Here is a 25,508-nt window from a genome sequence, read left to right on the forward strand (position 1 = left end):
TAACGTGAAAGGCGTGACGCATCCTGACCATGCCGCCGAAGCAACGCACCTGGAGGGGACCGTCAAGGCGATGCTGCGCCAGATCGAAGCCTGGGAGGACCGTGACCGCAACGCCGGTGCAGACCTCGAAACCAGCCTGACCCTGGCCGACACCGCCGAGGAACTCGCCGCGGTGCTCTCCCCACACGTTCACGCGCCGTACTTCGGGCGCATGCAGGTCAACATCGGCGGCCGCACGCAGGCGCTGTACATCGGCAAGCATGCCTTCCAGGACCTCAAGGGCCCCCACCACGTCGTGTCCTGGGAGTCTGACGTGGGCGGCCTGTTCTACCAGACCCGCACGGAATGGACCACGCCCACCCGCCTCCGCGGCACCGTGCTCCACAAGCGCCAGCTGGACGTTCGGGACAAGACGCTGCTGCGCGTCTCCGACCTGTACGACGCCCGGGCCGGGGGAGAGACCGGCGCTCGCGAGCAGGTCCTGATCGAGCGGCTGGGCGAAGCGTCCACAACCGGCATGCGCGACGTGGTCCAGACCCTCCAGCCCGAACAGAACGACGCCGTGCGCCTGGACGCGGGACGCAACTGCGTCATTCAGGGCGCGGCTGGCAGCGGCAAGACAACCATCGGGTTTCACCGCCTCGCCTGGATGGCCCACCCTGAACGCCGGCAGCATCAGGCGGACGCGGCGCACTGCATGGTCCTGATGCCCAATGAGATCCTCGCGGACTACTCCCGCAAGGTCCTGCCCGGCCTGGGCCTGGACGCCGTGACCGTCACGACCCCGGAACGCTGGGCCCTGGGCTTCCTGGGCGTGGAGAAGATGACGCTGGAGGACCGGACACTGCACCTGCTGCTCACCGACCGCGACACCACCCGGCGCAAGCAGGCGTGGCTGCGGGCCAAAGCGCTCGGCAGCGCCCGGATCGAAGAAGTGCTTCGCCGGCACCTGCGCGACCGCCTCCAGGGCAACGCCCGGGCCACCCACCTGGAGCAGCGCAGCGAGTACCTGGGCCGGACGGTGACGTACCGCATCGACCCGCCCGCCCTCGCCCTGCTGATTGCGCAGACGGTGCAGGTGGACTCGCGGCTCGGGTACCGTCACGAGCTGACCCGCCAGCTGCACGCGCACTTCGCTGCGCAGAGCGGCGCGGACGCCGGAGACGCGGCGGCCCAGGCCACGTGGCAGGACCTGCTCGGCCGCGTGTTGCGCCAGGTCTTCCTCGGCCTGCAGCCCGTCACCGAAACCCGACGCCTGCTCGCCGACCCCCAGCGGCTCCAGGCGATCGGCGCGGACCTGCTGACCCGGCACCAACTTCACGCGCTCACGCTCGACCCCCTCGCGGGCGTGCCGCGCGCCCGCACGGCCAGCATCGACGTGGTGGAACTCCCCGCCATCCTGACCTGCTACGCCCTCCTGAGCGGTATCGGGCGGCGGGAAGGCCGGGCGCTGCACGAGTACGCGCACGTGGTGCTCGACGAAGGGCAGGACTACAGCCCGCTGATGTACCGCATGATGGCCCGCGCCACCCGCCCCGGGCACATCAGCGTCCTGGGGGACCTCAACCAGGGCCTGCATGGGTACAAGGGGCCGAACGACTGGCGGGAGGTCGAGCAGGTGCTCGGCGGCGCACAGGTCGCCACGCTCACGCGCACGTACCGCTCGACCCGGGAGATCACGGCCGTTGCAGCGCAGATCGCGCAGACGTACAACCGCTCCGGAAGCCCGGTCGTGGGCGTGGACCGCAGCGGAGAAGCGGTGCGCCGCAGCGAAGGCCTGGGCCTCCAGGGACTCGCCGGGGAAGTCAGGAGCCTCCTCGCCGCGGGTCACCGCAACATCGCGCTGGTCACCCGCAACGTGCTCGAAGCGGACCGCCTCAGTCCGGCCCTGCGGCTCCACGACGTGGACGCCCAGCCCATCACCACCGAGCAGTGCCGGTACCGGGGCGGAGTGGTCGTCCTGCCCGTGCACTACGCCAAGGGCCTTGAATTCGACGCGTGCGTGGCCGTCAACGCCGACAACGACCACTACGATCCGGCCGTCGAATATGAACGGCGCCTCCTGTACGTCACCGTCTCCCGCGGCCTCCACGCCCTGAGCCTGCACGCCCCCGGCGCCCTGCACGACCTCCTGAAACCGCCTCCACCCCTGCACCCCGTTCTGGCCTGATGCGCCCGTAAGGAAACGGACTGCCGCCGTCGGATCCTTTCCGGGCGATAGGCAGGCAACCCTTGGCCAGCGTCTACAAGCCGTCTGTGGCAGAAAGTCCGCCGCGCAGGCAACCAAAAACACTTGCGGGCGTGTACCGCGCAGCACGTTCCCAGCAAAAGCCGGTCCGGGAGAGCGGTCTCTACCTCAACTGCACTCGGGGCCGCTTTATCTGGGGGATGACGGGTTTCAGCTGTTTTTGCAAGCGTTGGTTGACCTGTTGACTGAGGAATGTCTCGACCAGTTGCGGTACCACCTTGTACTGAGGCAAGAATTCGTGTGACGGATCAAAGGGGAGGATCTCGTCAGTTTCAATGGAGGAAACAGAAGCCAACTGTCGGGGTGCGTCGTACACAGGAATGGCAAATGAGGGCAACCTCCGGAACCAGTGCGCCGTGCTTGGTGGAGGGCAGATCTTTTCGGTGACATCCAGGCATTCACGGGCTTTTCGGTACGTTTCGTCCACTGCCCTGTTCAACTCTCCCAGGAGTCGCTCCAGCTCCGCTTTATGGAGATTGATGATGGTCTCTTCCTCGTTCGGTTTGAAGCCTGAGGAGGTTCCCGAAGGGCGGTCCGCTCCGAGCAGCCGAACCGTTTTGAACTGCTTGATGATGTCCATGAGGGACGCGTATTGAGCGGCATAAAGCTGAAGTCGTTCATTGTTGAGCCCCAACATCTTCTGCAGATCGCTGTTGGGTGGGTACAGCTTGTTGTACCGGGTGATCTGGTAGCCGATAACCGTCTGGCCCGACAACCCCTTTAATGTCTCCCTGTAAAAGGTATAGACGCTGTCCATGAATTTGTTGACTTCACTTTTGTTTGCGCTTCGAATAGCTTCGATGTCCGCTTGAGATGATGCGTTCTCCGCCAAAAGCATCAGTGGTCGTGGCAGCAGTGGTGCTGCGGAAAGTTGCGCTCCCCCATACGACACTGCCTCTGCTTGAACCTGCGACATCCCTTCAACAGCGTCCAGCAATTGATCCATAGAAAATGAGACTTTCCCAGACGTTCCAGCGCTCGCGGAGGCGTTCGCGCGTACACGGGAGTACGTGTCCTTCGAAGCGAAACGGAAGACAACCACAATGTGCGCACCGCTGGCACGGACCTTCCCACTCACAAAGGCGGTGCCGCAATCCTGCACGAACGCGTCGTACCTATTGGCGTACGACGGGTCGTTTGGTTTTTTTGCCATGGCCGCTAACTTGCCCGGGTCTGAGGTACCAAAATATTCTACCAATATTCTTGGATTGGTTTCCCCTGCTATGGACTGCGGCTCGGAAATACTCGTCGCATTTGACACGAAGACTAAATCCATACCCGTTAAGGCGAGACGCTGCTCAAGAGAGAAGGTTGCCTTTCCTTTGAATATGCCGTACTTTGCAGATAATGACGCGTCGATCTTTAAGGCTTCGTACAACTCAGCCACTGTAGAAACCAAGCTATAACGCTGTTCCACAGTGGCTGATGGTTGATCTTTCAGAGACGCTGAAAGGGCCGGATTGGAACTCGTGGTGTCCGCGTCCGGGGATTTGATAGCGCAACGACGACCAACCTTTGCAAACGGGTCTTTTGGATTGAAATTGTCCAGAAAATCAAAGGCAGGCAAGGCTGGATGGGAGATGGTGGCAGAACCATCCTGTGCGGCCGATTGCGTAGTCAGCGTCAGCGTACATGCGGCAAACCAGACTCCCCATCTCTTCATGTCAGCCTCCCTGAAGCCGAAACCCAATGGTGAAGACTAAATCCGAGGAGCCCCATGGCCCAACGCGAGCGCGTTCGCCGATCCGTGAGCCGTTCTTCCTCAGCCTCTGCAGACGTCCTCCAGGCCCGAGCGGTGCCCCACACTTCTTCCAGCGAGTCGCGTGGACGTCACGGCTTAGGCCACGCGCAGTGAATGTGGTAGCTATGGCCGGCTTTACCTGGTCCCAAGATCTCCGTGGCGCCATAGAGGCGGCACAGGCGCATCACCTCCGCATAACTCGGGTTGTTTTTGGAAACGCGCACTCCGTTGATCGTATCGGCGTCGAACGCCACGCCTAGGTAGTGCCGCGAGTTGGGCTCGTGGCTTCCTCCGGCCAGGTCGGTGACGCGCAGGCGGTACTTGTCCGCGATGCGCAGCAGCCCATACAGCATCTGAGCCTTTAAGGTGGTCGTCCCGCCTGGCGCGTTTTCATACGCACTTCGACGAACCGCTTGACCCCTGGCCGCTTGAGTGATGTTGTCGAGTGCAGTGGCCTGGTCCTTCTCATGTCCCTTGGCCGGCTTGACGTGGACGTTCAGGAACGTCAGGTTTTGGTGACCCATCGCCTGTTGAGCAAGGACCTGCGGGCTGGGAAGTGCTTGCAGGCTCAGGGCGGCGGAGCACAGCAGGAGGAGCGGACTGAGCCGAAATCGATTGACCATGGTTCCACCTGTGTCCCAAGGGATGAAGGCATGCCAAAGCGAAGCGACCAGTGTGCAGGGTGGAGATGCCCCATCGTACTATGGATTTCGACTGGAAAAGACCGTATGTGCAGCCGCGCGTGGAAAAGACCGGCCCAGATGTCGTCGCGGTCTGTCTACAGGCTCAAATTGCACCTGCTGCCCCTGAAGATTCGACGCACGGTCAGGAGGCTGGCCAACCTGCCTCACGAACACTCGCCACCCCACAGGCCACGCGCCCTCGACGGTCACGGCCGGTGCTGGGTGCACATAGGCTGACGCCCGAGATCGCACTTTGGTGGCGTCCACGGCGGCGCTCTGCCACCGTCCTGATCCCCGCAAAGACCCTCACCCCGGTCTGGCACCGGGGTGGTGCGGCCCCGCATGAAAATCTTCGATGGTGCCTTCCAGCGCGAGGAGAAGTTCTTCGAAACCCGTCACTTCTCCCGCAACCAGACGATCCGGCCGCAGGCGTTCAGCGCCGCCGGGAATGTCGCCGCCCGCAAGTACTCGCCCACCATCGCCCTGGGCGCCGTGAAGATCCTGATCGGCGAGGTCTCCATCTACCACGACGGCGACCGCGTCTACGTCACGTACCAGAGCAGTACCGGCGGGCAGGAAAGTGCCGGCAGCGTCCCCGGTTCCGGCGGGCGCCTGTGGTCCGCCAGCGACTCCAGCAATCCCACCCTGCGGGCCGCGCTGGTCTTCGCCGAGGCGCTGCTGCTGGGCATCGCTCCCGAAACCCGCTCGGCGCTGTCGGCCGTGGCGAACCTCAGCGGCTACCCCGTGAGCAGCAGCGCCCTCAAGGCCCTCCCCGAGCAGAACGACGACTTCATCACCGAGATGCACCGCGTGGTTGACGCCGCGTACTTCGAGAACAAAGGCCGCGCCCTGACCATGTCAACGACGCCCGTGATCAGCGGCGTGGCCGGCCTGACGCTCGTGACGCCTGAACGCATCGCGCAGATCCTCGGCATCCAGCCTGGCCTGAGCCCCGCTCCGACCAGCAAGAGTAGCGTCCTGAACCGGCTTGCCCGGCTCACCCGCCGCGGCGGCGCGGCCCTCCTGATCGGCCCGCCCGGCGTGTTCAAGACGGAGACGATCAAGCAGCTGGTCCTGCAGACCGGGCACGCCGTCGTGAAGATGCGCGGCTCGCCCGGCATCGAAGACCAGGACTTTCTGGGGATGTACACGCCTGGCGCGGACAGCAAGGCGACGTGGGTGGACGGACCGCTCGCCCGGGCGTTCCGGCTGGCCAGCCGCGGCCCGACCATCCTGCACATCGACGAGATCCTGCGCTTCCTGCCCGAGACCCTCAACGTCCTGGTCACGGCCATGGACGAACTCAGTTACGACGACGCCGTGGCCGTGATCCAGCCGCTCATCGCCAAGCAGGACCCGGAGAAGCAGGCGGGGATCATCAAGGCCCACCTGCCGAACCCGGACGCGCGGTACTACATGCTCCAGCTGCCACAGGGCACCCTGCTGTTCGCGCCCAAACCTCACCTCAGCTGGCTGATGACCACGAACATGGGCGAGGACCACCTGCAGGTCGCCGCCAACATCGACGCGGCCCTGCTCTCCCGCATTCACCTGGTCATCGACATGCCCCGCGCCGAGCCGAAAGTCACCCTCAGCCTGTACGAGCGCATCCTGGCCGGCGTGCCCGGCGCGGAGCGCATCGCCAAGGTCGCGCAGGAGTTCGAGAACAACGTCTACAGCCACTACCAGAGTGGGGACGGCAACCTCGCCCGGCCCCTCGATCCGCGCAAGGTCATCGCGATGCTGCAGGAGACCCGGGCGTGCCTCGAGGACGGCATGCCTCCCGCGGACGCGCTGGTCGAAGCGGCGCTGGTCACGGCCGTTCCGCACTGCGCGGCGCGCAACCCGGACGGGTCGCTGGAGGAGGTGGGGGTGAGCACCACCATCGACTTCCTGAAAGAAGTCATTCGCTTCAACCAGACCCTCGGAGGCCTGTGATGATCACCCTGCCCCGCGTCCGGGCTTCGCAGGCCTGGCATGAACAGCCGGCCGTGCGCCGCTGGGTCACTGACCTGTTCCGCTTCACCAGCCGCCGCCGCACGTACGACGTGCTGCTGGAACGCAGCGACGACCTCGCCTGGGTCAACCAGGTGCGCAAGGTCCTGTACATCAACACGGACATTCCCGAAGTGAGCGGGCCGCTGCGCTTCGACCCGGGGACGCCCTTCGCGCGGCAGATGGCCTGGCTCAAGGCCGTCATCTGTCACGAGGCCGGGCACGTCCGGCACTCGGACCTGGGACCGCAGCAGGCGACCGTTCACGCCATCTGGAACTCGATGGAAGACGAGCGCATGGAGCGCCTCATGGCCGAGCAGTACCCGGAACTCACGTCCCTGTTCACCTACCTCGGGGACGTCGTTTCTGCCATGGGCCGTGACCGCTGGAACTTCAGTGCCCACGAGGGCGTGCTCATCTGGCGCTTCGAGCATGACCGCAGCACACCGCTGTGGCAGCCGAGCGCGGAGCAGGCCGCCTTGTGGGACCAGGTGAGGCCCCTGGTGGAAGCGGCCTGGACCGCCCCCAGCAGCGGCGTGGTGTCGGACCTCGCGTGGGACGTCGCGCGCCTGCTGGAGCTGCCGGTCGGGGAGCGCCCCGCGCCGCCTGCGGACAACCAGGCCGCCCCGCAGGAGCAGGCTGGCCCTGCTGGTGACGATGCAGGTGAGCCGGGCGACACCGGCGAACCGGACCAGGATGGGGATGGCGAGGCTGCCCCAGCCTCCGGGACGCCAGGGCAGGGCGAGGCGGACGCGGAAGGTGACGGCACGCCAGGCGCCGGACCGGCCGGTGAGGACGAAGGCTCCCAGCGCGCGGAAGGGTCCGGCCAGAGCGAGACGGAGGCCCCTGGCGAGGACGACGCCGGGGCAGGGGAGGGGGACGCGGTGGACCAGACCGGCACGCCACGGCCCCCCAGCGTTCCCGATGACGGGCAGACCCACACCCCCCAGTCCTGGGACCGGGCCGTGTCGGCCAGTGGCGCAGGCGAGGACAGCCCCGAAGACCCTGAGCCGACCGAGTCGGCCAGCACGAATGGGGGTCAGGGCGCGGGGCAGGGGGACGGCACGCTGCCGGCGATGCCGCTGCCCGTGCCGGGACCAGTGGACCTCACGGTGGACGGCGTGGAAGGGTACGCCCGGAAGCTCGCGCCGCTGCTGCGTCCCAAAGAAGCGCCTGGCCGGACCACGCCGCACCGCAGCCGGGGCAAGTACAGCTACCGCCGTGACCTGCGCGGCCGGGAGAAGGTGTTCGAGAAGCGCACCGTTCACGACAAGCCGAAGAAGATCTTCCTCGACCTGCTGCTGGACGTCTCCGGCAGCATGCATGGACCGGGCATTCAGGCCGGACGCGACACCGCGATGATGATCGTCCGGGCCGCGAGTCTGTGCGGCGCCCGCATCCGCATCACGGTCTTCAACGACGCCTACCGCGAAGTCATCAACCGCCCTATGGACTACATGGACGCGCTGAGACTGGTGCGCGGCATCACCACGTCGGGCGGCACGCACCTGAGCCCGGCCCTGGCGCACGTCCTGTCCACCGCGCAGCCGGCCGCGGACGAGGTGCACGTCACGGCCGTGGTGTGCGACGGGGAACTCGACGCCGGTGACAGCGCCGCGGCGCAGACGCTGGTCACGGCCGCCAAGCAGCGCGGCGTGCGGTTCATCCCGATTCTTCTCGGCCCGGTCGCCACCAACCAGCGGGCGCTGCACACCTGGGGCAAGGCGTTCGGGCACACGCAGGCCTGCCCCGACGTCGGCAGTGTCGCGCGGATGCTCAGCGCCACCCTGATCACTGCCCACGCCCGGATGGGGTAGCGGCGTCCGCCTGGGGAGGTCACCAGCTGGCGATGATGGCCTGCATGGCTTGGACGCCGTCTGGGTCGTACTTGTGCAGACCGGTGAGGCGGGGATGCACCGCCGCCGTGAAGGTCTCCGCCACGTACTCGGCCAGGGTGGGGGCGTACTTCGTTTCGCCCTGGGCGACCGTCCGGCCGACCGCGTAGTCCGTGACGCCTTTCTTGTCTTGAAGTTGTCGGAGGAACACGTCCCTCTGCGGCGCGTCCTTCATCGTGTGAGCCAGTACGTGACCGATCTCATGCAGCAGCACGATCGCGTAGTACTCCCGAGAGGTCACCGCGTGCTTGTGGGTGATGTCGAGTGTCGTCACGACGCGGGGGGCCGTGTTGATCCACACGGTTGACCGCCGCTGTCCGTTCACCGTACTGACGTCATGCCGGCCGGCGTCACCGCCCAGGTTGCTGCGCAGCTCCAGTTGGTGCAGCGGGAATCGGCTCAACTGCGCGAGCACCTTCGGGTGGTTGATGTCGCTGAGCAGGTCCTGTTGGTCCTGCGTGGTGAACGGGCTCATCCGGGACGTGTCGAGGTTGAGGTAGTGCACGAAAGGCTGCATGTCGCCCAGGCTACCCGCAGACCCGCCCGGTCCCGGCGGTGTCCAGGACCATTGCGACCACCCACCTGCAGTCAAGAATCGAACATGACCCTACGACCTTCCGCTTCGCTCGTCCTGCTTCCCCTGCTGCTGGCCAGCTGCGGCACGGTGCTGCCTCTCCCCAACGGCAACGCGCCGCTCGCCCCGGAGACCAGCATCGGAGTCGAGGGCCGGTGGGTGTGCACGCCCGACCCGGCCAAGTGCGGCAGCAAGTTCGAGTTCCAGGTGTTTGGCGGCGGCCCCCTGAAGCTCACCCTGAACAACCACGTGGGCGCGGCCGCGGACCTGCGCTGGGTCAGCAGTCTCGGGAACGTCACCGGCGCCGGGACCACCGCCACCGTGCCGTACGACACCCTCAACAGGGCGCTGTTCAACAACACGCCCGTGACGTTCTCCGTCTACGACAAGGACGTCCTCCTGGCGCAGCGGACCCTCAACATCGACGATCACGCCCCGGAAGGCACCCGCGGCGTGTACGTGGTGTACCAGGATGCCGACGGGAGGACCGTCAACCGGTCCGTGCTCAACGCCACCCAGTACCTCCCGGCCGGGGTCGCGTTCCGCACCGATTACACCGACAACTCCAGCGCCAACAGCCTCACGCGCGGCAGTGGCGTGGGCATGGACAACGTCCTGAGCAGTGATCCCGAGCACCCGGCCTTCAACCAGGTGATCCTGTCGGTGTACCGCAACAACCTCCTGCAGCGGGAAAACTTCAGGAACACCAACGAGCTCCTGGAGTTCGAGGCCAGCGGCTACCAGATCAAGACCGCCGGCATTCAGGACAAGCTCGGCAACCAGACCAGTCCGGAGAACCTCGTCATCGCCACGATCAACACTGACTTTGGCGCCCCGGCCGTGACGAACTCGCCCAGCTCACCCCTGATCGTGCATACCGCGGTGCTGAACAGTCAGGATCCCGTCCAGGCTGTGCCCCGGAACGCCGTCATCACGGTCGCGGACCCCACCCTCGAAGACGGCAGCGTGGGCAGCGGCGTGACCGACGTGCAGGTCGACCTGCTGGACAGCCCCTCCGGAACTGACCTGGGCACGCTGAACCTCAACGGCAGGGACGGCACGGTCACCATCACGCCCGCCAACCTGGCCGAGCGCGGCATTCCCAAAGGCAGCTACCAGGTGCGGGTGTCGGCCACCGACGCGGTCGGGAACACCGTCACGCGCCAGGACTACACCTTGATCTACGACTGAGCCCCTGCGAACCTCCCCCGTCCTGACTGGCCTGCACTGTCCCGTGCAGGCCTCGTCGCATGTGCCCGCACGCGGCCCTCCGACGGGCGTGAGCAGCGGCACAACGGCTTTCACCCTGTCCGGGTGGGGGAGGGCAGCATGTCGAAATTCAGAACCCAGATCGCCGCCATCACCGAGGCGCTCGCCCAGGACCTCGCCAGCGGCCGTTCCGAGCGCCTGATCGCCGTGCTGCGAGGCACCATGCGCTGGCGGAAGTACTCGCTGAACAACCGCCTGCTGATCGTGATGGCCGCGCCGCAGGCCACGCTGATCCTGCCCAGAACCCAGTGGGAGGAGCTGGGCCGGACCATCAGGCCGGGCGCCGCAGGGATCGAGATCTACGCCCCCCGCACCGGCAGGAAGCGTGCGGAGGAGGAGGGCACACCGGCTGAGGACCGCACCCCGCTCTTCTTCGTGCCGGTCAAGGTGTACGACATTGCCGAGACCGAAGGCGACGCGCTGCCGACGCCCGGCATGACGCGGGGCGGGGACGAGGCGCTGATCGAGGAGGTGCAGCATGCGGCCCCGTTCGACGTTCAGTGGAGCCCCGACGTCGCCAGTGCCACGCTCAGTGCCGGCGTCCTGCGGATTCCCAGCGGCACGGCTACCGCGGGCGGCGACGTGCAGCAGATGCTCTACGGCTGGGCGCAGCATGCCCTGGCCGAAGGCCACCCGAACGCGCAGACTGACCCGGACGTCCGCCGGACCGAGGCGCTGCTCGGCGCGATGATGGTCTGCGCCGTCCTGAACATCGACGCCCTGGAAGTGACAAGCGACCGCCTGGTCGCGCACTGGGGCGGGAAGCCGAAAAAGCTGGGCAACGCGATGAAGCGCGCCCAGGAAAGTGCCGAAGCGATCTTGAAGGTGCTGCGGCCCGACCTCGTCAGTTCGGAGTTGCCGGCGTCACCGGAGGCTGCTCAGCCAGGCCCGTCTTGCTCACCTTCCACTGTCCCGCCCCGTCATCCCACACCGCTGCCGTTACCACCTGCCGCGGCATTCCATACGACGCCGGCAGGTAGTCACTCATGGCCCCGGCCCTGAGCGCGTCGGGCCACGTGACCGGCCACACCTGGTAGGTGAGCTGGCGGACGTCCGCCCGGTCCTTGTAGGGTTCCACCTTCACCGGGCCGAGCAGGCTCACGCGGGAGAAGCAGGCGCGCGTGAAGTCCTGCCGGCTGTCCAGCGGCTGGTAGAACAGGTTGAACGCGTCCAGGGTCAGGGTGGAGCGCAGGTACGAAGCGCCCCCGTCCGTGACCGGCTCCAGCCGAAGCAGACCCGCCCCGGCGAGCGCTTCGAGTCGCTGCCGGGCCTCGGGGCTGACCTCGCGCTCCGGCCGGACGAACTCGTCTTCCAGGCTCACCAGCGCGCCGGTCAGGCACTCCTGGGGCAGCACAGAGCCGGTCACGAGCGGATCAAGCTGCGCCCGGGCCTGAGCGGGCGTCAACTCCGGCAGTTCCTTCCCGCCGCACGCCGCGAGCATGACAGGCAAGGCCAACAGAAATCTCTTCATGTCTCCCAGGATCAGCTCCGCCTGGGTGGATCCCCAAATTCAGCCGCGCGTCCGTAGGTTGAAAGGAGCGCCAGAGGTAGGCCACACCATGACCCACGTCCAGTCCAGCATCTTCGACGACCTCAGCACCACCGTCACCGCGTCCGGCAAGGTCGTCCTCAGCCGGAAGAACGAGCCGAGTCCGTACCAGCAGGCGATCCTCGACCACCTGCGTGTGCCTGGACCGAACCTGATCGTGCGCGCCACCGCCGGCAGCGGCAAGACGTCCCTGCTGGAGATGATCGCCAAGCAGCTGATCGACACTGAGGTGGTCCGGCCCGGCGGCGCGCGCGCTCTGTTCCTCGCGTTCAACAAGCACACGGCCAAGACGCTCGAGGAGCGCCTCCCCGCCCAGGTGAGCGTGCAGACTCTCAACTCGCTCGGGTACGAGATTCTCAAGGAAAACGTCCCCACTGCGGAGTTCGACCCGAAGAAATACGAGAAGCTTGTGGCTGAAGCGGTCGAGAACCGAGGGTACGCCAGGAAGGAAGCGCGGCTGATGCGCCAGGCGCTGGCCGCCAGCGTCGAGATCAGCATGCAGCACCTGATCCTGCTGGGCTGCCCGCAGGACATGTGGCAGGAGATCATGGACGAGTTCGACGTGGACGTCCGCATCGCACCGGACGACCTGTACGCGCTGACCCAGGAGGTGATCACCCGGGGCATGGACGTGGTCCTGGCCGGGCAGGTGTCGTTCCTGGACCAGACCTACGCGGCGTTCTTCTACGAGTGGACGCTCCAGACGCCGTACGACTTCATCCTGATCGACGAGGCGCAGGACCTCTCCCGCGCGCAGGCCGGCATCGTCCTGGGAGCGTCCGGGCTGCACACGCGCATCGTGGCTGTCGGTGACGCTGCGCAGGCCCTCTACTTCTTCGGAGGAGCCAATCCGCAGTCCTTGACGGAGTTGCGCGAGTCCCTCGAAGCGGTGGAGTTGCCGCTGTCGGTCACGTACCGCTGCCCGAAAAAGCATGTGGCCCTGGCCAGCGCCTTCACCGACGCCATCGAGGCCGCCCCAGGCGCCCCTGATGGGGTGCTCGGCGAGGTCGACGGGACCACGTTCGTCAACCGGGTGCAGCCCAGCGACCTGGTGCTGTGCCGCGTCAACGCGCCGCTGGTGAAATGGGCCTACCGCCTGATCCGCTCGGGTCGGCGCGCGCACGTGCGCGGCAAGGACGTCTCCGGCGCCCTCGTCAAGCTGGCGCGCAACATCGCCGTGTGGGACGGGCAGGCCCTGCACCCGGAGAAGCTCAAGGAGCCCATCACCCTGGAAGCCGGAGCGTTCTTCGCTGCGCAGAAGAGCCTGTTCGAGCATGAACTCAAGGCCCTGGAGGCGCGGCAGCGCAAGCAGGAACGCGTGGAGGAGCTGGAGGTCGACGCGCTCCGGGACCGGTACAACTCCCTGCACCTGATCTACAGGGAAAAGCAGCCGGAGACCCTCGACGACCTGATCAAGGTCATCCGCGAACTGTTCCGTGAGGACAAGAGCGCCGTCACGCTCAGCTCGATCCACCGCGCCAAAGGCCTGGAGGCCGACACGGTCTACATCCTGGAACCTGACCTGCTCCCCCATCCGGCCGCGAAGTCCCCCACCGCGCAGACCGCTGAGCGCGCCGTGCAGTTCGTTGCGTTCACCCGCGCGCGGTCAAAACTGTTCTTTGTAGACGCCGAGCACTGCCCCATTCCCGAACACCTTCGCGACTGACCTTCAGTCCTGAACCCGACGAGGTTGAACCCCCCATGGACATGACTCCCCTCCCCAACCCAGCGGCGCTGCAGCACCTGATCCAGAACCTCTCTGGGCAGCGGACGAACGCCCATTACACCCTGAGCGGCGACACGCTCCACGGTGAGCTGCGCTTCGAGCACGGCACCCTCGGGCAGGTCACGGCACTGACCAGCGCGGGGCCGTTGACCGGCGGCGCCGCGCTGCAGTACCTCCTGGACGACAACAGCCGCTACCCCCTCACCCTGCAGCAGCTTGAGCCCGGCGCGCGCAAGGTCCCGGACATGCCGGACGACCTGGACCTGGAACTGCAGTTCGACCCGGCCATGGCCGAGCTGATGGCCCGCGGGGAAGGCCCGGAAAGCACGGTGATCATCCCGGCCGCGTTCTGGACCACCACCCAGCAGGTGCTCAACCGCGCGGTCGGACCGGCCGCGATGAGCCTGGTCCGCCGGTCCGCGAAAAAGCACGGCCTGGCCGTCGGTGAGAACCTGACCATGGGGCAGGCGCGCACCCTTCACCGGGAGCTGGCGGACACGGTCAGCGCCACTAAACGCGGCGCGCTTGAAACGCAGTTCACCCAGTTGCTGAGCCAATACAGGTAAGGAGCCCCATGACGCAGACCATCCACCCGACCACCACGTTGCACGACGGCGTTCCCGCCGCCATCGCCCCCCGCAAGCACGGCAGTGTCCGCCCCACCCTGCTCGCGCTGGCCCTCCTCCCGGCGCTGGTGACCGGGATCCTGCTGACCACGTACAACTCCACGACGCAGCCCGAGGCGCAGCGCCGGCTGATTCTCGACGGCGCCGCCTACTCCGGGAAGAGCTTCAGCGGTCGCGTTGACGACCTGATGGAGAACATCGGGCAGAGCCTCGAGAACGCCGAGGTGCTGTCCACCCTGCAGGTGCGCACGGAAGAGCTGGTCACGAACAACGACACCCGCACGCTCGCGCTCACCGACGCGGTCATCACGGACACTCTGGGCAACATCAAAGTCGCCCACAACAAGGATTACGAACTTGGTCTCGCGGCGACCGAAGCGAACGTCGGTGCGCGCTGGGTGAAGGAAAACCCCGAGCTTGCCAAGCTGGTGACGCACACTGCGCAGAAGGCGCAGACGACGGACAATCAGGCCACCGCCCACTTCGTCCGCGACGGCATCCCGCTGCTGATCAGCGCCGTGCCGTTCACCACCCACGTCGGCACCACCGTGTTCGTGATCGACGAGCGCACCATCAACAACTACACCCGCGCGGGCGTGCGCAACAACATCGCCCTGACCGCGCTGATCCTCGCGCTCACCAGCGTCCTCGGCGTGCTCGCCGCCAACCGCCTGTCCCGGCGCATCCGGAACATCTCCCTGCAGGCCCGGCGCATCTCGCAGGCCCACACCGTCGAAGAGCTCAAGGTGCCGATCGTCCCGAGCGGCAATGACGAGCTGACCACGCTCGAAGAGGACCTCGACCTGCTGCGCGAAACCACCGTCATCATGGTGGAGCAGGCGGAGGAGGAATCGGGCGCCCTCACCTGACCCCCCGCAGGCACGTCCCCAGGTCTCACGGCCTGGGGACGTGCTGTGTTCCGGGGCGGAGGTCAGAGGTGCGGCTGAACCTGCCGGTAGAGGTCCTGCCCGGTCTGCCGGCCCCGGGCGGCGACACGCACCACGGGAATACCGGCCATTCGCAGGGCGTGGTCCTTCGCCGCGTCACGCCGCCGCTGCTGGGGCGTGTGATGAAACGGCCCGTCGACTTCCACGACCACCACTGGAGTGAACCGGCGGTCCACCACCAGCAGGTCCACGTGGCCCATCAGGCGCGGTTTCATGGCCGCTGGCACGTCCACGAAGTCCAGAACCCGCACGCACGGCAGCACGTGATACCCGTTTGGCAGGGCGGCGACCAGGGCCTGCCGGGCGCTCTGCTCCCCGACGTTGAGCACGGCGCGCTGCGCGTACCCGCCGGCCCCGGACGTTCGAACCCGCATCCCGGCCGGCGCCTCCCTCACTGGCAGACGCCGCAGCCACAGCTGAAGGGCGACCGTCAGCACCAGTGCAGCCACCAGGACGAGAACGGGCGTTATGGGCGGCTCCGGGCGGACCAGGCGTTCCGCATGAACCTCAGGACCAGCAGAGCGTTGACGCTGAGCGTCGCCTCGAGAAGCGGCACCCCTGCTGGAACAACGTTCGTCAGCTGCGCGTACATCAGGCTCACCGCCAGCAGGTATGCGACGGTCTCCAGCCAGGAGAACAGCAGCAGGTCGCTGGCTCCGGCAACCGCCCCTGAAGGGCCCGCTTCAGACCCTGTCCCAGCGCGACCGGCGCTCACTCGCCTGACCTGCCGCGCGCCTTGCGGAGCACGAAGAACCAGAACGTGAGCGCCAGCAGGGCCGTCGCCAGCCACACCCAGGCGAAGAACTGCAGCTCGCCCGCCGTGAGGGGCATGTGAAGGGTTTCAGTCAATCCGACGCCAGCCATAGGGGCCCCCTTTTGAAATGCGACGAGGTCAGGAGGCCGTGACGGTGGGGGTCACGAGTCATAACGCATCATAGGCACCACTTGCCTTTTCGCCGCATCAACATGCCCCGTAGACTCAGGGCAGAGCTGGGCGCCGCCCCGGCAGGAGGCACCTCCCATGCGAACCCTACTCAGCCTCGGCATTCTCGGCACCACCCTGCTCACCGGCCCGGCCCCGACGGAAGCGGAACTGGAGAACTACAACTTCAACGCCCGTGAAGCGGGCTGCATGACCCGCGGGCTACGCGCCATGGACACCAACGCTCTGGTGGACATCACCGCCAAGGGCGAAGGCCTGCGCCCGTCCGGCATGACCGTCACGGTCAACCGTCCTGGCCTGCAGTACATGCTGGGCGAGATGAGCGCCTCGGCGAAGGCCTGCATGCACCAGTTCGCTGCGCTGATCACCCCCACCGACGGGGAACCCGACACGCGGACCATCAACATCGACTTCCGCTGAACGCACGACACCCGTCCGGGACCGCCACTCCAGCGCGGTCCGTCACCGTGCCAGCCGCCTGAAAATGGACACCACCCGCAGGGAGACGCACAATAAAGCATGACCGATCTCGCCTTTTCCTTCAGCAAACTCAACGAGCAACTGGAAGGCGAGGTTCAAACCCGGCTGCTGCACCCCCGTCTCACTGAATCGCTGGCCCTGCTCAGTCACGCGGTGTTCACGGCCACCCTGCAGGCCGTCCAGCAGGGCACGGCCGGCACCGGCAGCGTCCGCATCGGCTGCGCGCCCCAGGACGTGCACTGCGAGCTCATCAAAGGGTCTGTCGTCCAGAGCCTGACGGTCGGCGCGCTGACCCGCACCCTGATCTACGAGCAGCAGTGGCCGCAGCCGGCATTCAGTGAGGAGTTCCTCCGGTACCTGGAAGCGCCCCAGCCCACCCTGCCGTACGCACGCTGGCAGGCGCAGGTGGAGCGTCAGGTGCGCCACCTGATTCTCACCACGGACCTGATGGTCGCCACGCACCTGCCGGCCCAGCAGGCCCAGGCGGTCGTTCTCACCGACGAATCCATGCGGCTGGGCACCGGACTGCGGCTGAGTGACGGCACGCGGGTTCAGGCCCACCCCCCGCAGCAGGCCTGACCGCCAAACCACCACACCACGAAACACCTTCACCCCCCGGAAGTTCCGGGGGGTCCCGTTTTGCATATGCATCAAAAAAGGAGTTCATCATGCTGACCGAACACGCGCCCGAAACCGTCCTGCCGTTCCCCGCCGACACCCGCCAGGAGGCTGTGCTTGATGACGTCAAGCTGCTCTGGAACATGGTGGTCGCCCTGAACAACTCCGGCGCCGCCAACGGCAAGGACCTCTACACCGCAGCGCGGGAGCTGTTCGCCACGCACAATGCCGCCGTAAACCCGGGGCAGGTCGACGAAGCCCGGAAGCTCCAGGCGGCCCTGCGGACGCTGCTCGGCCAGCCGCTCGGCGACACCACGCCCGAGGCCGCGGAGGAGAGCTTCCACAGCCTCTTTGCCTCCGCCGTCCCGGCCGAACCCCCGGCGGCCGACCCGGTCGAACTGGACCAGGACACCCCGGTCCCGCCGGCCGACGCGCAAGACACCGGCAGTGGAGACGATGGGGGAGACGGAGGGGACGACAACAGCGGGGACGACAGCGACGAAGACCCTGCGGACGACGCGTCCGGGGATCCGGACGACAGCAGCGCCACCCCGTCCGCGCCTGATGCCCAGGCGGCCGCGACGCCCGCCGCCAACGTCACGCCCATCCCGCGCACCGTGCTGTGGGATGCCCAGGCGCTCGGGAGTGGCCTGCTGAGCGGCCTGGCCCGCACCCTGCGCCCGGGCGACGCGCTGCAGCTGGTGGTCGTGCGCACCGGTGAAGGCGAACTGACCGTGAACCTGATCCCCCGCAAGCTCGACGGCGAACCGGACAGCGTCAACACGGACCTGACCGTCAGGGGCACCCCCGCGGAACTCGACCTGGGCCTGCTCGAAGCGGTGCCGACCTACCAGGAAGTGCGCAAGACCGTCCGCGAGCTCGCCGCTGACCTGCTCGAACAGACCCAGCGCAAGGCCCAGGAAGCCAAGGCCAACGCCGCGAAGCCCGTCAAAGCCGCTGCCAAACCTGCACCCTCGCCCGAAGGCACCTTGAAGATCGACGTGACCAACCCCGGTCTCGACCGCACGGCCGTCCGGGCCGCCATCACCGGCAAGGGCGTGTCGCACGCTGGCAAGCTCGTCGAACTCTCCGAGAAGAAACTCGCGCCCGGGACATACACCGTCGAGATCAGCGCCGATGACCACGACATCGCCACGGCCGCCGCCACGGTCAAGGTCGGGAAGACCGAAGTGGTGAAGGTGACCCTCAAGCCCCGCGCCGCGAATCCCCTGTTCTGAACGGCGCTGACCCTGCCCCGGCAGGTCGGCCCGCGCCCTCTCACGCCCTGCATTCCCCTCACCAGGAGACCACCATGATCGTCACCCCCACCGAACGCGTCCTGAAGTACAAAGGCTCCACCCTCACCGACCTGAACCCCAGCGCCAGCGTCAGCGACGTCCTGAAAATGCACGCCGCCACCCGCCCCGAACTGCTCAACGCGCAGGTCGAAGGCCCCACCCTGGAGGACGGCAGGAATGTCTACACGGTCAATCCCAAAGCCACGTACAAGGGCTAAGCCCAGCAAGCAGGAGGTGCTGACATGGCTCAGACAAACGCCGCAGGCCACCGCCGTGACGTTGCCCAAAAATCACGTCGATCACCGCAGCGTCGCCCGCGCGGTGCTGACGGTTCCGTTCGACCAGCACGTGGTGCTGCTGAGCAGTCAGGAAAGCCTTCTGCTGCCCTGACGCTCAGCGCCCACCTGCAGGGCGTTCCCCCGGTGCTGGGGAATGCCCTGCCACTGCAGATCACCCTCGGGGCCCAGCCCGTCACCACGGACCTCGACCCCTACATCACCTTCCTCGACCGCTCATTCGAAACCCTCGCCCCGCGCGAGCCGAAGGAGACGCCCCAGGCCTACATCGAGCGGCACCTGCTCCACTACGGCAAGCAGTGGACCTGGAACGCCACCGTGACCGTCTTCGACCGGCGGACGCTGGAAGCGGACGAGCCCCGCTGCGGGTACCGGATCAAGCCCACGCCTGAACCGGTGCAGGTGGTCGGCGTCATGGACGACGGCGGCACGTACTTCGACATTTCCGAGTCGGTGGGCACCCTGGAGTACTGGTGCCCTCGCCTCGCCGGCAGTCTGATCACCACCCTCCAGCGCGCCAGCCACCTCCTGCAGATCTGGGGGCCGGTGGAAGCCGTCGAGAACCCGATGGCGTTCATGGACGAGGGCGACTACTGGGACAACATGCGGTACGAGGCGCTGGAACACTACACGTCCCTCCAGAAGGAGGCGCATGCGGCCGCGGCGGCCGAGGCGCAGGCGGCCGGCCTTCCCGCGCCCGCTGAGCCCACCCCGGTCACGACCGTCACCCGCGAGCAGTTCAAGGCCTTCTTGCGTGAGCAGGACTTCCGCACGCCTGGCCGCCTCAAACGCGCCGTGGGTCAGGCGACGTACAACTCGGCCAAGTATCCCCTGACCCGGGAGCAGCTCGACGCGCTGGTCGCGGATCCCGTGACCAGCGCCGTTCAGGCCGAGGCGCTCCAGGAGTTCCTCTCGCGGTGCGACGAGATCCGGCAGCTCCACGATGAGCTGATGGCCCTCAGTGACGAAGAGGCCTACGCGCAGATTCAACCGGAAGACGATTACTTCCCGTACCAGTTCAGCCTGGAAACGGAGCCGCGCCGCGACTACGACCTGGACGGGACCGTGTACGAGATGCTCCGCGAGTACATGGAGTACCAGATGAACAGTGGGAGCGAGCCGCGGTACTTCTACGCCGCGCAGACCACCCTGGGCCCCGAACTTCCCGCCATGATGAACAAGCTCCAGCAGCTGTTCGACCTGTTCACCGCGCAGTGCAGACTGCTCACGGGCTGGCCGGAAACGGGCGTCACCCCGGAAATGCGCCAGGCCCACGGCCGCCTGAAACCACCAAAGTGCCGGGCAAGATAGGACATGTCCCTCATCCCCAGCCTCATGCAGGCCATGAGCAAGGCCGCCAGCAGCGACGTGCTGCCACCGCCGTCCACGGAACGCCCTCCCCGGCCGCCGCACTCGGCCGGGTACCCGGCGCACCTCGAGGCCTGCGACACCTTCCAGACCCTCCTGAATGAAACGTTCAGCACGCTCGAAGGCACCCTGACCGACACGCAGCGCGCGTACGTGGAGCGCCTGATCCAGCTGAGCAGCGACGTGGCCGTCACCAAACTGCTCGCGGGGCAGAGCCGCACGGCGCAGACCCGCACGCACGAGATGGCCGATCACAAGATCGCCCACACCCAGATGCGCATGCGGACCCGCCCGGGAATCGGACTGAACGTCGACCGGCCCACCCTCAAGCGCCTGGCCCGGGAATGGCAGCAGTGCCCAGGCGAGCGCCTGGACCCGCACACCATGATCCGGCAGGTGCACTACCGCGGAAAGCGCTTCTACGCCATCTACGACGTCCACGGCACTGGTGCGCAGTACCTCAGTACCGTCCTGGAGCACAACCCAGGCACCAGGGACTACCCGGAGAAACATGCGACTGATTGATGTACTCGAAGGGTACCTTCAGCTCAGTCCCGCCGACCACGCCCTGTTCGGCCGGGTCCAGGGCGACCTGCCGGAAGTCAGCCAGGCCGTCAATTACCTGAGTGCCCGCCCTGCACTGCTGCAGGCCACGGCCCAGGCCGAGTATGGGCAGCTGGAACGGACCCTCAGCGAGCGGTGGGGGTGTCCGCAGATCAGCCGCGCCGTGCTGGCCGCCCTGACCGGTGCCGGGGCGGACCCGGCGCCCGCTCCGGTTTCCCCCGACCGGCCAGCGCCTGTCGTCCTGCGCAGCCCGGAGGCGCCCACGCCGAGGTACCGGTCCTCGCTCCGAGCCCCCCAGCAGGACCAGGGGGCGCCAGACGTCCCGGACGCCCCGCCCGAGTCGCTCAGCGCAGCCGCTGAGCATCTGCAGCGTCTTCTCGCCGCCGGCATGACCTACCCCGGGATCGCCCGGCTGATCAACGACCGGGGCGGGTCCGTCACGCGCGGCCAGCTGAAACGCGCGCAGCGGGACGCTGAACCCCTGCCTGCCGAGGCGGAACAGCTCCTGCTGGCCCTGCAGCCGCCCGGCGAGGACCTGAGTGACCTGCGCGCCACCCTGCTCAGCGCCGCGCAGGACCTCGGGCTGGACGCGCAGGGCCTGATTCACACGATCCGCGACGCCCACGGCGCAGAGCCCACCACCGCGACCCAGGCGGCCGTCGACACGCTCGGCACCCTCGGGGAGCAGCGGCTGGGCCGCCTGCTCAGCCCCGAGGGGGAGGCCGCTCTGGACGAGCGCGACAGCATCCGCCTGCTCACCACGGTGCTGCAGGAAGTCCAGGCGGTCAGGACCTTCATTGCCGAACTGCAGCGCCTCCAGCACCTCGGCTGGACCCCCACCACCCTCACCCCGTCGCTGAGGCGACGGGGGTGGACCGGCGAGGCGATCGATCAGTTCAAGCCGACCGATCTCGACCAGGTTCGCCGTCTCAACGACGTCCTGGTGCAGGTGCAGGAAGGGCCCGACGCCCACCCTGCCGACCCGGCCGCCACCGCCCCCCTGACGCTCCCGCTGACGACCACCGCCGAGCGCACCCACTACGTCGAGTCCCTGCTCGACACGCACGGCGCCGTCCACACCAATGATCTCACCGCACCATTCGGCATGCGGGGGGTGGCGGTCAGTTCATTCCTCAGGAACACGATGAAACTCCAGGGCATCGGCAACGGTGCCTACCGCCGCAGACGCTAGGCCCCCTCCCCGTCGCGGCGCTGCCTGGGATGCCTGGCAGCGCCGCGCCCCTGTTCCAGCAAGGAGACCCATGAATTTCTCGCTCGCTCCCCAACCCGACGCACTGGTCCTTCAGGCCGCGCTGCTGGTCTACCGCAACACCTCGTCTCAGGTCCTCATGCGCGGTCTGTTCGAGGAACGTGACGGACAGGTGGTGATTGCCGAGATGGAACCCGTCACGGAGAACCTCCGCAAGATGCTGCTCGCCGAGGACAAGCGCCGGCCGTTGAGTTACGTCCCGCCCGGAGTGGTGGGCATCACGAGTGACAGCTGCGGATGGTTCGTCCCGGCCCAGAAACGCGTGATGCTGTTCAAGGGCGCCACTGACGCCAGCCTCGCCGCGATCAGCGGTCAGGAGTTCCCGCAGCCGCCCCTGGTCATGGTGACCTGGAGCCGCGGGATGAGCATCTACGCGCTGCGCGACAACGAGCGGCCAACGCTGGACACGCCGCTGATGCAGGCGCCTTACTTCAACATCTTCGACGACGGCGGGGTGTGTCTGGGCAGCACGAAAGTGCCCGCCAACGGCAGCGTCGCCAACACCACCGGCTGGGAGGCGGCGTTTTACAGCAGTCATTTCACGCACCGGTCCGGCACCGCGGCGCGGTGGACGCCGCAGTTCACCCACCTGGAACTGTGGCAGGCTGCCGCCGCGAAAGGCGCGTTCGATCCGGAGTGGCTGGTGCCCGCCAACAAGACCCTGGGAGAAGTCCTGTGCACCGGTTAAGCGCCAAGCTCCGCAACAACACTGCGCCGCTGAAAGTGGCGGTCGTCGGCGTCGGCGGGACCGGCTCGGAAGTGCTCAGCGCCCTGATCAACGTGCACCTGGGCCTGCGCGCGCTGGGCAAACCCGGCTTGGAAGTCCATGCCTTCGACCCGGACACCGTCAGCGAAGCGAACCTGGTCCGCCAGCGCTACTACCCTCAGGACATCGGCCTGCCCAAGGCGAAGGTGCTGATTCACCGCATCAACCTCTCGATGGGCGGGGCCATGGGCGTGAAATGGGTCGGGCAGCCCTTCCGGTTCGATTCGGAGTGCGCGCGTTATCCCTGGGACATCGTGCTCAGCTGCGTCGACAGCCGTAAGGAGCGCCGGAAGCTCCACGGCTACGCCTCCCAGAAGCGATTCACGAAGTGGGCCTTGTGGGGCGATTTCGGCAACGACTCGGACCGCGGTCAGGTGCTGTTCGGTGAACCGGGGCGGTCGAAATACGCGCTGCCGTGGGCCACGCAGCTGCACCCGGATCTGATTGACCTCAGCCTGCCGGACGATGACACGCCCAGCTGCTCGACGATCGAGGCCATCGAACGCCAGGGACTGCTGATCAACAAGACCGTGGCGACCCTCGGCGTGCAGCTGCTGTGGGAGGCCCTGAAGACCGGGAAGATGGCGCACCACGGGTACTACTTCAACTACTCGCGCGGGTCGTTCCAGGGTGTCCCGATTCCCCCGGAGTGCGTGAACGTCAAGGCTCCGCAGGAGCGCGCCGCCAAGGCCGGACCGGCCCGCGCCGCTGCCCGGCGTGCGGCGCCGGCCCAGCGTCCGGTGCCGGGCGCCGCGCGCCCCTGAAGCCGTTCACCCACCTGCCGGGTACAACGGAAGGGAAGATGCCACACGATGCCCCTTTGCCGTCCTCCACCGCCGCGCTCCGCGGCCGCCTGGCCAGACTGCTGGTCCTGGCGGCCACCGTGGGGACCCTGACCAGCACGCCCATCTCCGCGCAAAGCGGCGAGGACCAGGCCAACATCGCACCGACCCGGATCGTGCAGCGCCTCGGCACGGCGCCGCAGTACAGCTACGAACCGCAACGCACGGCCAAGCGCGGCCAGACGGTGATTCAGGAGACCGCCATCCGCGCTGAGCGGGGCACCCTGCGCAACTTCACGGTCACGGTGCCCGTTCCGCCCAAAACCCGGTTCGCGGGCATCGAAACCCTCCCGGACGGCGCCCGGGTGCGTTACAGCACCGACGGCGTCAAGTTCAGTGCGGTGCCGAAAGTCCGCAAGAGTGACGGGCGCGTCGCGGCGGCGCTGCCCCGCGAGTACATCGCGCTGCAGGTCACGCTGCCGGAACTGCTGGCCGGGGACACCGCGTACGTCCGCCTGCTGATCACGCTCTTCTGAAGGCCGCCGCCTGAGCGCCGGCGCCTCACCACCACGAAGAACCCCCCTCACCTCCCGGCATCTGCGGGAGGTGAGCCGCTGTTTCAGGTCCCCGGCGTGGGGACCGCCGGCCGCCGCGCCGGGCCCGCCACCCAGTGAGGAGCACACCATGACCCGAGCATCCACCCGTCCCGACCTGTCCACCATTCCGTTCACCATTCACGTGACCAACAACCTGGGCCATCAGGGTTCCATGACGCTGCCCAACGTGCAGGCCGCCATGGACGTCATTCGCGAGGTCAGCCGCCTGGGCTACCGCTGCGGAACGGTCCCGCCCGGCGGCATCGAGCTGCCCATGCGCATGTTCCCGGTGTTCGACTGGTCCGTCATCGGCGCGGACAAGCCGTTCATCGTCGGGGAGGGCGCCGATGCCAAGTTGATGGTCCGGCACGGCGGGTTCGTGTACTCCCACCGCTGGGGCCCGGCCGTGTCGAGCGCCAAACTCAAGCTCCCTGCGAAGGTCTGGTTCTCCAGGGGCGCGAAGCAGACCGACGATGAGCAGGCCAAGCAGGGCACGGACGCCATCGAGTACGTCCGCTTGATCTCGTTCTCCGGCTCGGGCTTCCTTACCCCAGCGTACTGCGTACCTGACAGCGTGGACGCCCGCGGCAACATCCTTGAGCGGTGCAACACCTTACCGGGAACAGACGGCGTGGCGTTCGAGGCCTACTTCAACCAGCTGGAGGCCGAGCGGGCCGACTATCTGCGCAACCGGACGCAGCCCCGCGCCGCCCACGCCGCTCCTCACTAAGCCCTCACGTTTCGGGCCAGGGCTGCCGCATGGTTGACGGGAGGAAGCACCGGCGGCAACCCTGGTGACAGGCAGGAACATCCCCTCAACTCCAGAAGGCCAACGACCATGACCCAGTACTCCGAACGCACCGTCCACACCGTCCTGAACCTCGCTTTCATCCGGCCCCGCAAGAACGACGAACTCGCCAAACTGACCGGGCTGCCCATTCCCGTCATGCGGGAACTGCTGCGGCACCTGGTGGAGTCGGGACGGATGTTCGACACGCGTTCGCGACGGGAAACCCACTTCCACACCGTGGTCACGGTCGCTCCCGGCCAGGCCGCGCAGACCAGTGACATGCTCGCGCGCATCCTCAAACTGCTGGCCCGTCACCCGAACAAGATGTTCACCGCCAAGGAAGTCGCCCACCAGACCGGCACTGACCTCGAAACCACCGTGCAGAGCCTTTCCAGCGGTGTGCTGCAGGGCAACGTGCGCCTCAATCCCGTCGGGGCGCTGCGGCTGTACGGCCTCGCGGCCGCCTGACCTGCCGGGCGCGCGG

The 25,508-nt window shown here is 67.1% G+C and carries 24 protein-coding genes; 20 read left to right on the plus strand and 4 right to left on the minus strand.

The annotated features are described in order from the left end of the window. Positions 1-13 precede the first annotated feature (13 nt). Complete coding sequence (locus tag DFI_RS18630) at positions 14-2,170, plus strand: HelD family protein (protein ID WP_244940421.1); 2,157 nt, start codon at positions 14-16, stop codon at positions 2,168-2,170. A gap of 181 nt (positions 2,171-2,351) precedes the next feature. On the opposite strand, the gene DFI_RS20405 is transcribed toward DFI_RS18630, so the two are convergent. Then, positions 2,352-3,911 carry a hypothetical protein gene (locus DFI_RS20405; RefSeq protein WP_155864519.1) on the minus strand — a complete coding sequence of 520 codons (1,560 nt, stop codon included), beginning with the start codon at positions 3,909-3,911 and terminating at the stop codon, positions 2,352-2,354. A gap of 167 nt (positions 3,912-4,078) precedes the next feature. Beyond that, positions 4,079-4,612 carry a carboxypeptidase gene (locus DFI_RS20410; RefSeq protein WP_155864520.1) on the minus strand — a complete coding sequence of 178 codons (534 nt, stop codon included), beginning with the start codon at positions 4,610-4,612 and terminating at the stop codon, positions 4,079-4,081. Positions 4,613-5,014: 402 nt separating this feature from the next. On the opposite strand from DFI_RS20410, the gene DFI_RS18645 reads away from it, so the two are divergent. Both DFI_RS18645 and DFI_RS18650 read left to right on the plus strand, forming a co-directional pair. Continuing rightward, positions 5,015-6,610, plus strand: coding sequence for an AAA family ATPase (locus DFI_RS18645; protein WP_155864521.1), 1,596 nt, complete (start codon positions 5,015-5,017; stop codon positions 6,608-6,610). Then, on the plus strand, positions 6,610-8,484 hold the full coding sequence (locus DFI_RS18650; protein WP_027462669.1) for a vWA domain-containing protein: 1,875 nt from the start codon (positions 6,610-6,612) through the stop codon (positions 8,482-8,484). The genes DFI_RS18645 and DFI_RS18650 overlap by 1 nt, the downstream gene beginning before the upstream one ends. Positions 8,485-8,503: 19 nt before the next feature. On the opposite strand, the gene DFI_RS18655 is transcribed toward DFI_RS18650, so the two are convergent. Beyond that, a complete protein-coding gene (locus DFI_RS18655) occupies positions 8,504-9,079 on the minus strand; it encodes a hypothetical protein (RefSeq protein WP_027462670.1) in 576 nt (191 codons plus the stop codon). An 84-nt stretch (positions 9,080-9,163) separates the two neighbouring features. Here DFI_RS18655 and DFI_RS18660 point away from each other — a divergent pair, with 84 nt between their 5' ends. From DFI_RS18660 to DFI_RS18680, 5 genes are all read left to right on the plus strand, one after another. Further along, the gene (locus DFI_RS18660) at positions 9,164-10,327 is read left to right on the plus strand and encodes a hypothetical protein (protein WP_027462671.1); all 1,164 of its coding nucleotides are present in this window, start codon (positions 9,164-9,166) and stop codon (positions 10,325-10,327) included. Between the two features lie 138 nt (positions 10,328-10,465). Then, entirely contained in the window at positions 10,466-11,407 is a 942-nt protein-coding gene (locus DFI_RS18665) for an ArdC family protein (RefSeq protein WP_155864522.1), read from the plus strand. A gap of 557 nt (positions 11,408-11,964) precedes the next feature. Further along, the gene (locus DFI_RS18670; protein ID WP_027462673.1) at positions 11,965-13,620 is read left to right on the plus strand and encodes a UvrD-helicase domain-containing protein; all 1,656 of its coding nucleotides are present in this window, start codon (positions 11,965-11,967) and stop codon (positions 13,618-13,620) included. A 41-nt stretch (positions 13,621-13,661) separates the two neighbouring features. After that, positions 13,662-14,246 carry a hypothetical protein gene (locus tag DFI_RS18675; protein WP_162145414.1) on the plus strand — a complete coding sequence of 195 codons (585 nt, stop codon included), beginning with the start codon at positions 13,662-13,664 and terminating at the stop codon, positions 14,244-14,246. Positions 14,247-14,254: 8 nt separating this feature from the next. Then, a complete protein-coding gene (locus DFI_RS18680) occupies positions 14,255-15,175 on the plus strand; it encodes a HAMP domain-containing protein (RefSeq protein ID WP_027462675.1) in 921 nt (306 codons plus the stop codon). Positions 15,176-15,237: 62 nt separating this feature from the next. On the opposite strand, the gene DFI_RS18685 is transcribed toward DFI_RS18680, so the two are convergent. Beyond that, positions 15,238-15,627 carry a DUF2726 domain-containing protein gene (locus DFI_RS18685; protein WP_155864523.1) on the minus strand — a complete coding sequence of 130 codons (390 nt, stop codon included), beginning with the start codon at positions 15,625-15,627 and terminating at the stop codon, positions 15,238-15,240. A gap of 647 nt (positions 15,628-16,274) precedes the next feature. Here DFI_RS18685 and DFI_RS18695 point away from each other — a divergent pair. The 12 genes from DFI_RS18695 (at position 16,275) to DFI_RS18750 (ending at position 25,492) form a co-directional block, all read left to right on the plus strand. Beyond that, a complete protein-coding gene (locus DFI_RS18695; protein ID WP_027462678.1) occupies positions 16,275-16,616 on the plus strand; it encodes a hypothetical protein in 342 nt (113 codons plus the stop codon). Positions 16,617-16,715: 99 nt separating this feature from the next. Then, the gene (locus DFI_RS18700; protein WP_027462679.1) at positions 16,716-17,255 is read left to right on the plus strand and encodes a hypothetical protein; all 540 of its coding nucleotides are present in this window, start codon (positions 16,716-16,718) and stop codon (positions 17,253-17,255) included. 89 nt (positions 17,256-17,344) lie between these two features. Next, positions 17,345-18,532 (plus strand): PRTRC system protein E, encoded by a 1,188-nt coding sequence (locus tag DFI_RS18705; protein WP_051307687.1) that lies wholly within the window; start codon positions 17,345-17,347, stop codon positions 18,530-18,532. Positions 18,533-18,606: 74 nt separating this feature from the next. Beyond that, on the plus strand, positions 18,607-18,810 hold the full coding sequence (locus DFI_RS18710; protein ID WP_027462680.1) for a PRTRC system protein C: 204 nt from the start codon (positions 18,607-18,609) through the stop codon (positions 18,808-18,810). Positions 18,811-19,014: 204 nt separating this feature from the next. Next, positions 19,015-20,199, plus strand: coding sequence for a hypothetical protein (locus DFI_RS18715; RefSeq protein WP_027462681.1), 1,185 nt, complete (start codon positions 19,015-19,017; stop codon positions 20,197-20,199). Between the two features lie 3 nt (positions 20,200-20,202). After that, positions 20,203-20,781, plus strand: a complete 579-nt coding sequence (locus DFI_RS18720; protein WP_027462682.1) for a hypothetical protein — start codon at positions 20,203-20,205, stop codon at positions 20,779-20,781. Continuing rightward, positions 20,768-22,012: a hypothetical protein gene (locus tag DFI_RS20415; RefSeq protein WP_155864524.1), complete on the plus strand. Its 1,245-nt coding sequence runs from the start codon at positions 20,768-20,770 to the stop codon at positions 22,010-22,012. Before DFI_RS18720 ends, DFI_RS20415 begins: the two co-directional genes overlap by 14 nt. Positions 22,013-22,082: 70 nt before the next feature. Beyond that, positions 22,083-22,778, plus strand: coding sequence for a PRTRC system protein B (locus tag DFI_RS18730; RefSeq protein ID WP_051307690.1), 696 nt, complete (start codon positions 22,083-22,085; stop codon positions 22,776-22,778). Beyond that, a complete protein-coding gene (locus tag DFI_RS18735) occupies positions 22,766-23,620 on the plus strand; it encodes a PRTRC system ThiF family protein (RefSeq protein WP_051307692.1) in 855 nt (284 codons plus the stop codon). The genes DFI_RS18730 and DFI_RS18735 overlap by 13 nt, the downstream gene beginning before the upstream one ends. Before the next feature lie 56 nt (positions 23,621-23,676). Continuing rightward, entirely contained in the window at positions 23,677-24,174 is a 498-nt protein-coding gene (locus DFI_RS18740) for a hypothetical protein (RefSeq protein ID WP_043777850.1), read from the plus strand. A 148-nt stretch (positions 24,175-24,322) separates the two neighbouring features. Further along, on the plus strand, positions 24,323-24,964 hold the full coding sequence (locus tag DFI_RS18745) for a single-stranded DNA-binding protein (protein WP_051307694.1): 642 nt from the start codon (positions 24,323-24,325) through the stop codon (positions 24,962-24,964). A gap of 108 nt (positions 24,965-25,072) precedes the next feature. Further along, positions 25,073-25,492, plus strand: coding sequence for a hypothetical protein (locus tag DFI_RS18750; protein ID WP_027462684.1), 420 nt, complete (start codon positions 25,073-25,075; stop codon positions 25,490-25,492). The last annotated feature ends 16 nt before the right edge of the window (positions 25,493-25,508 follow it).

The organism is Deinococcus ficus (genome assembly GCF_003444775.1).
Lineage (GTDB): Bacteria > Deinococcota > Deinococci > Deinococcales > Deinococcaceae > Deinococcus > Deinococcus ficus.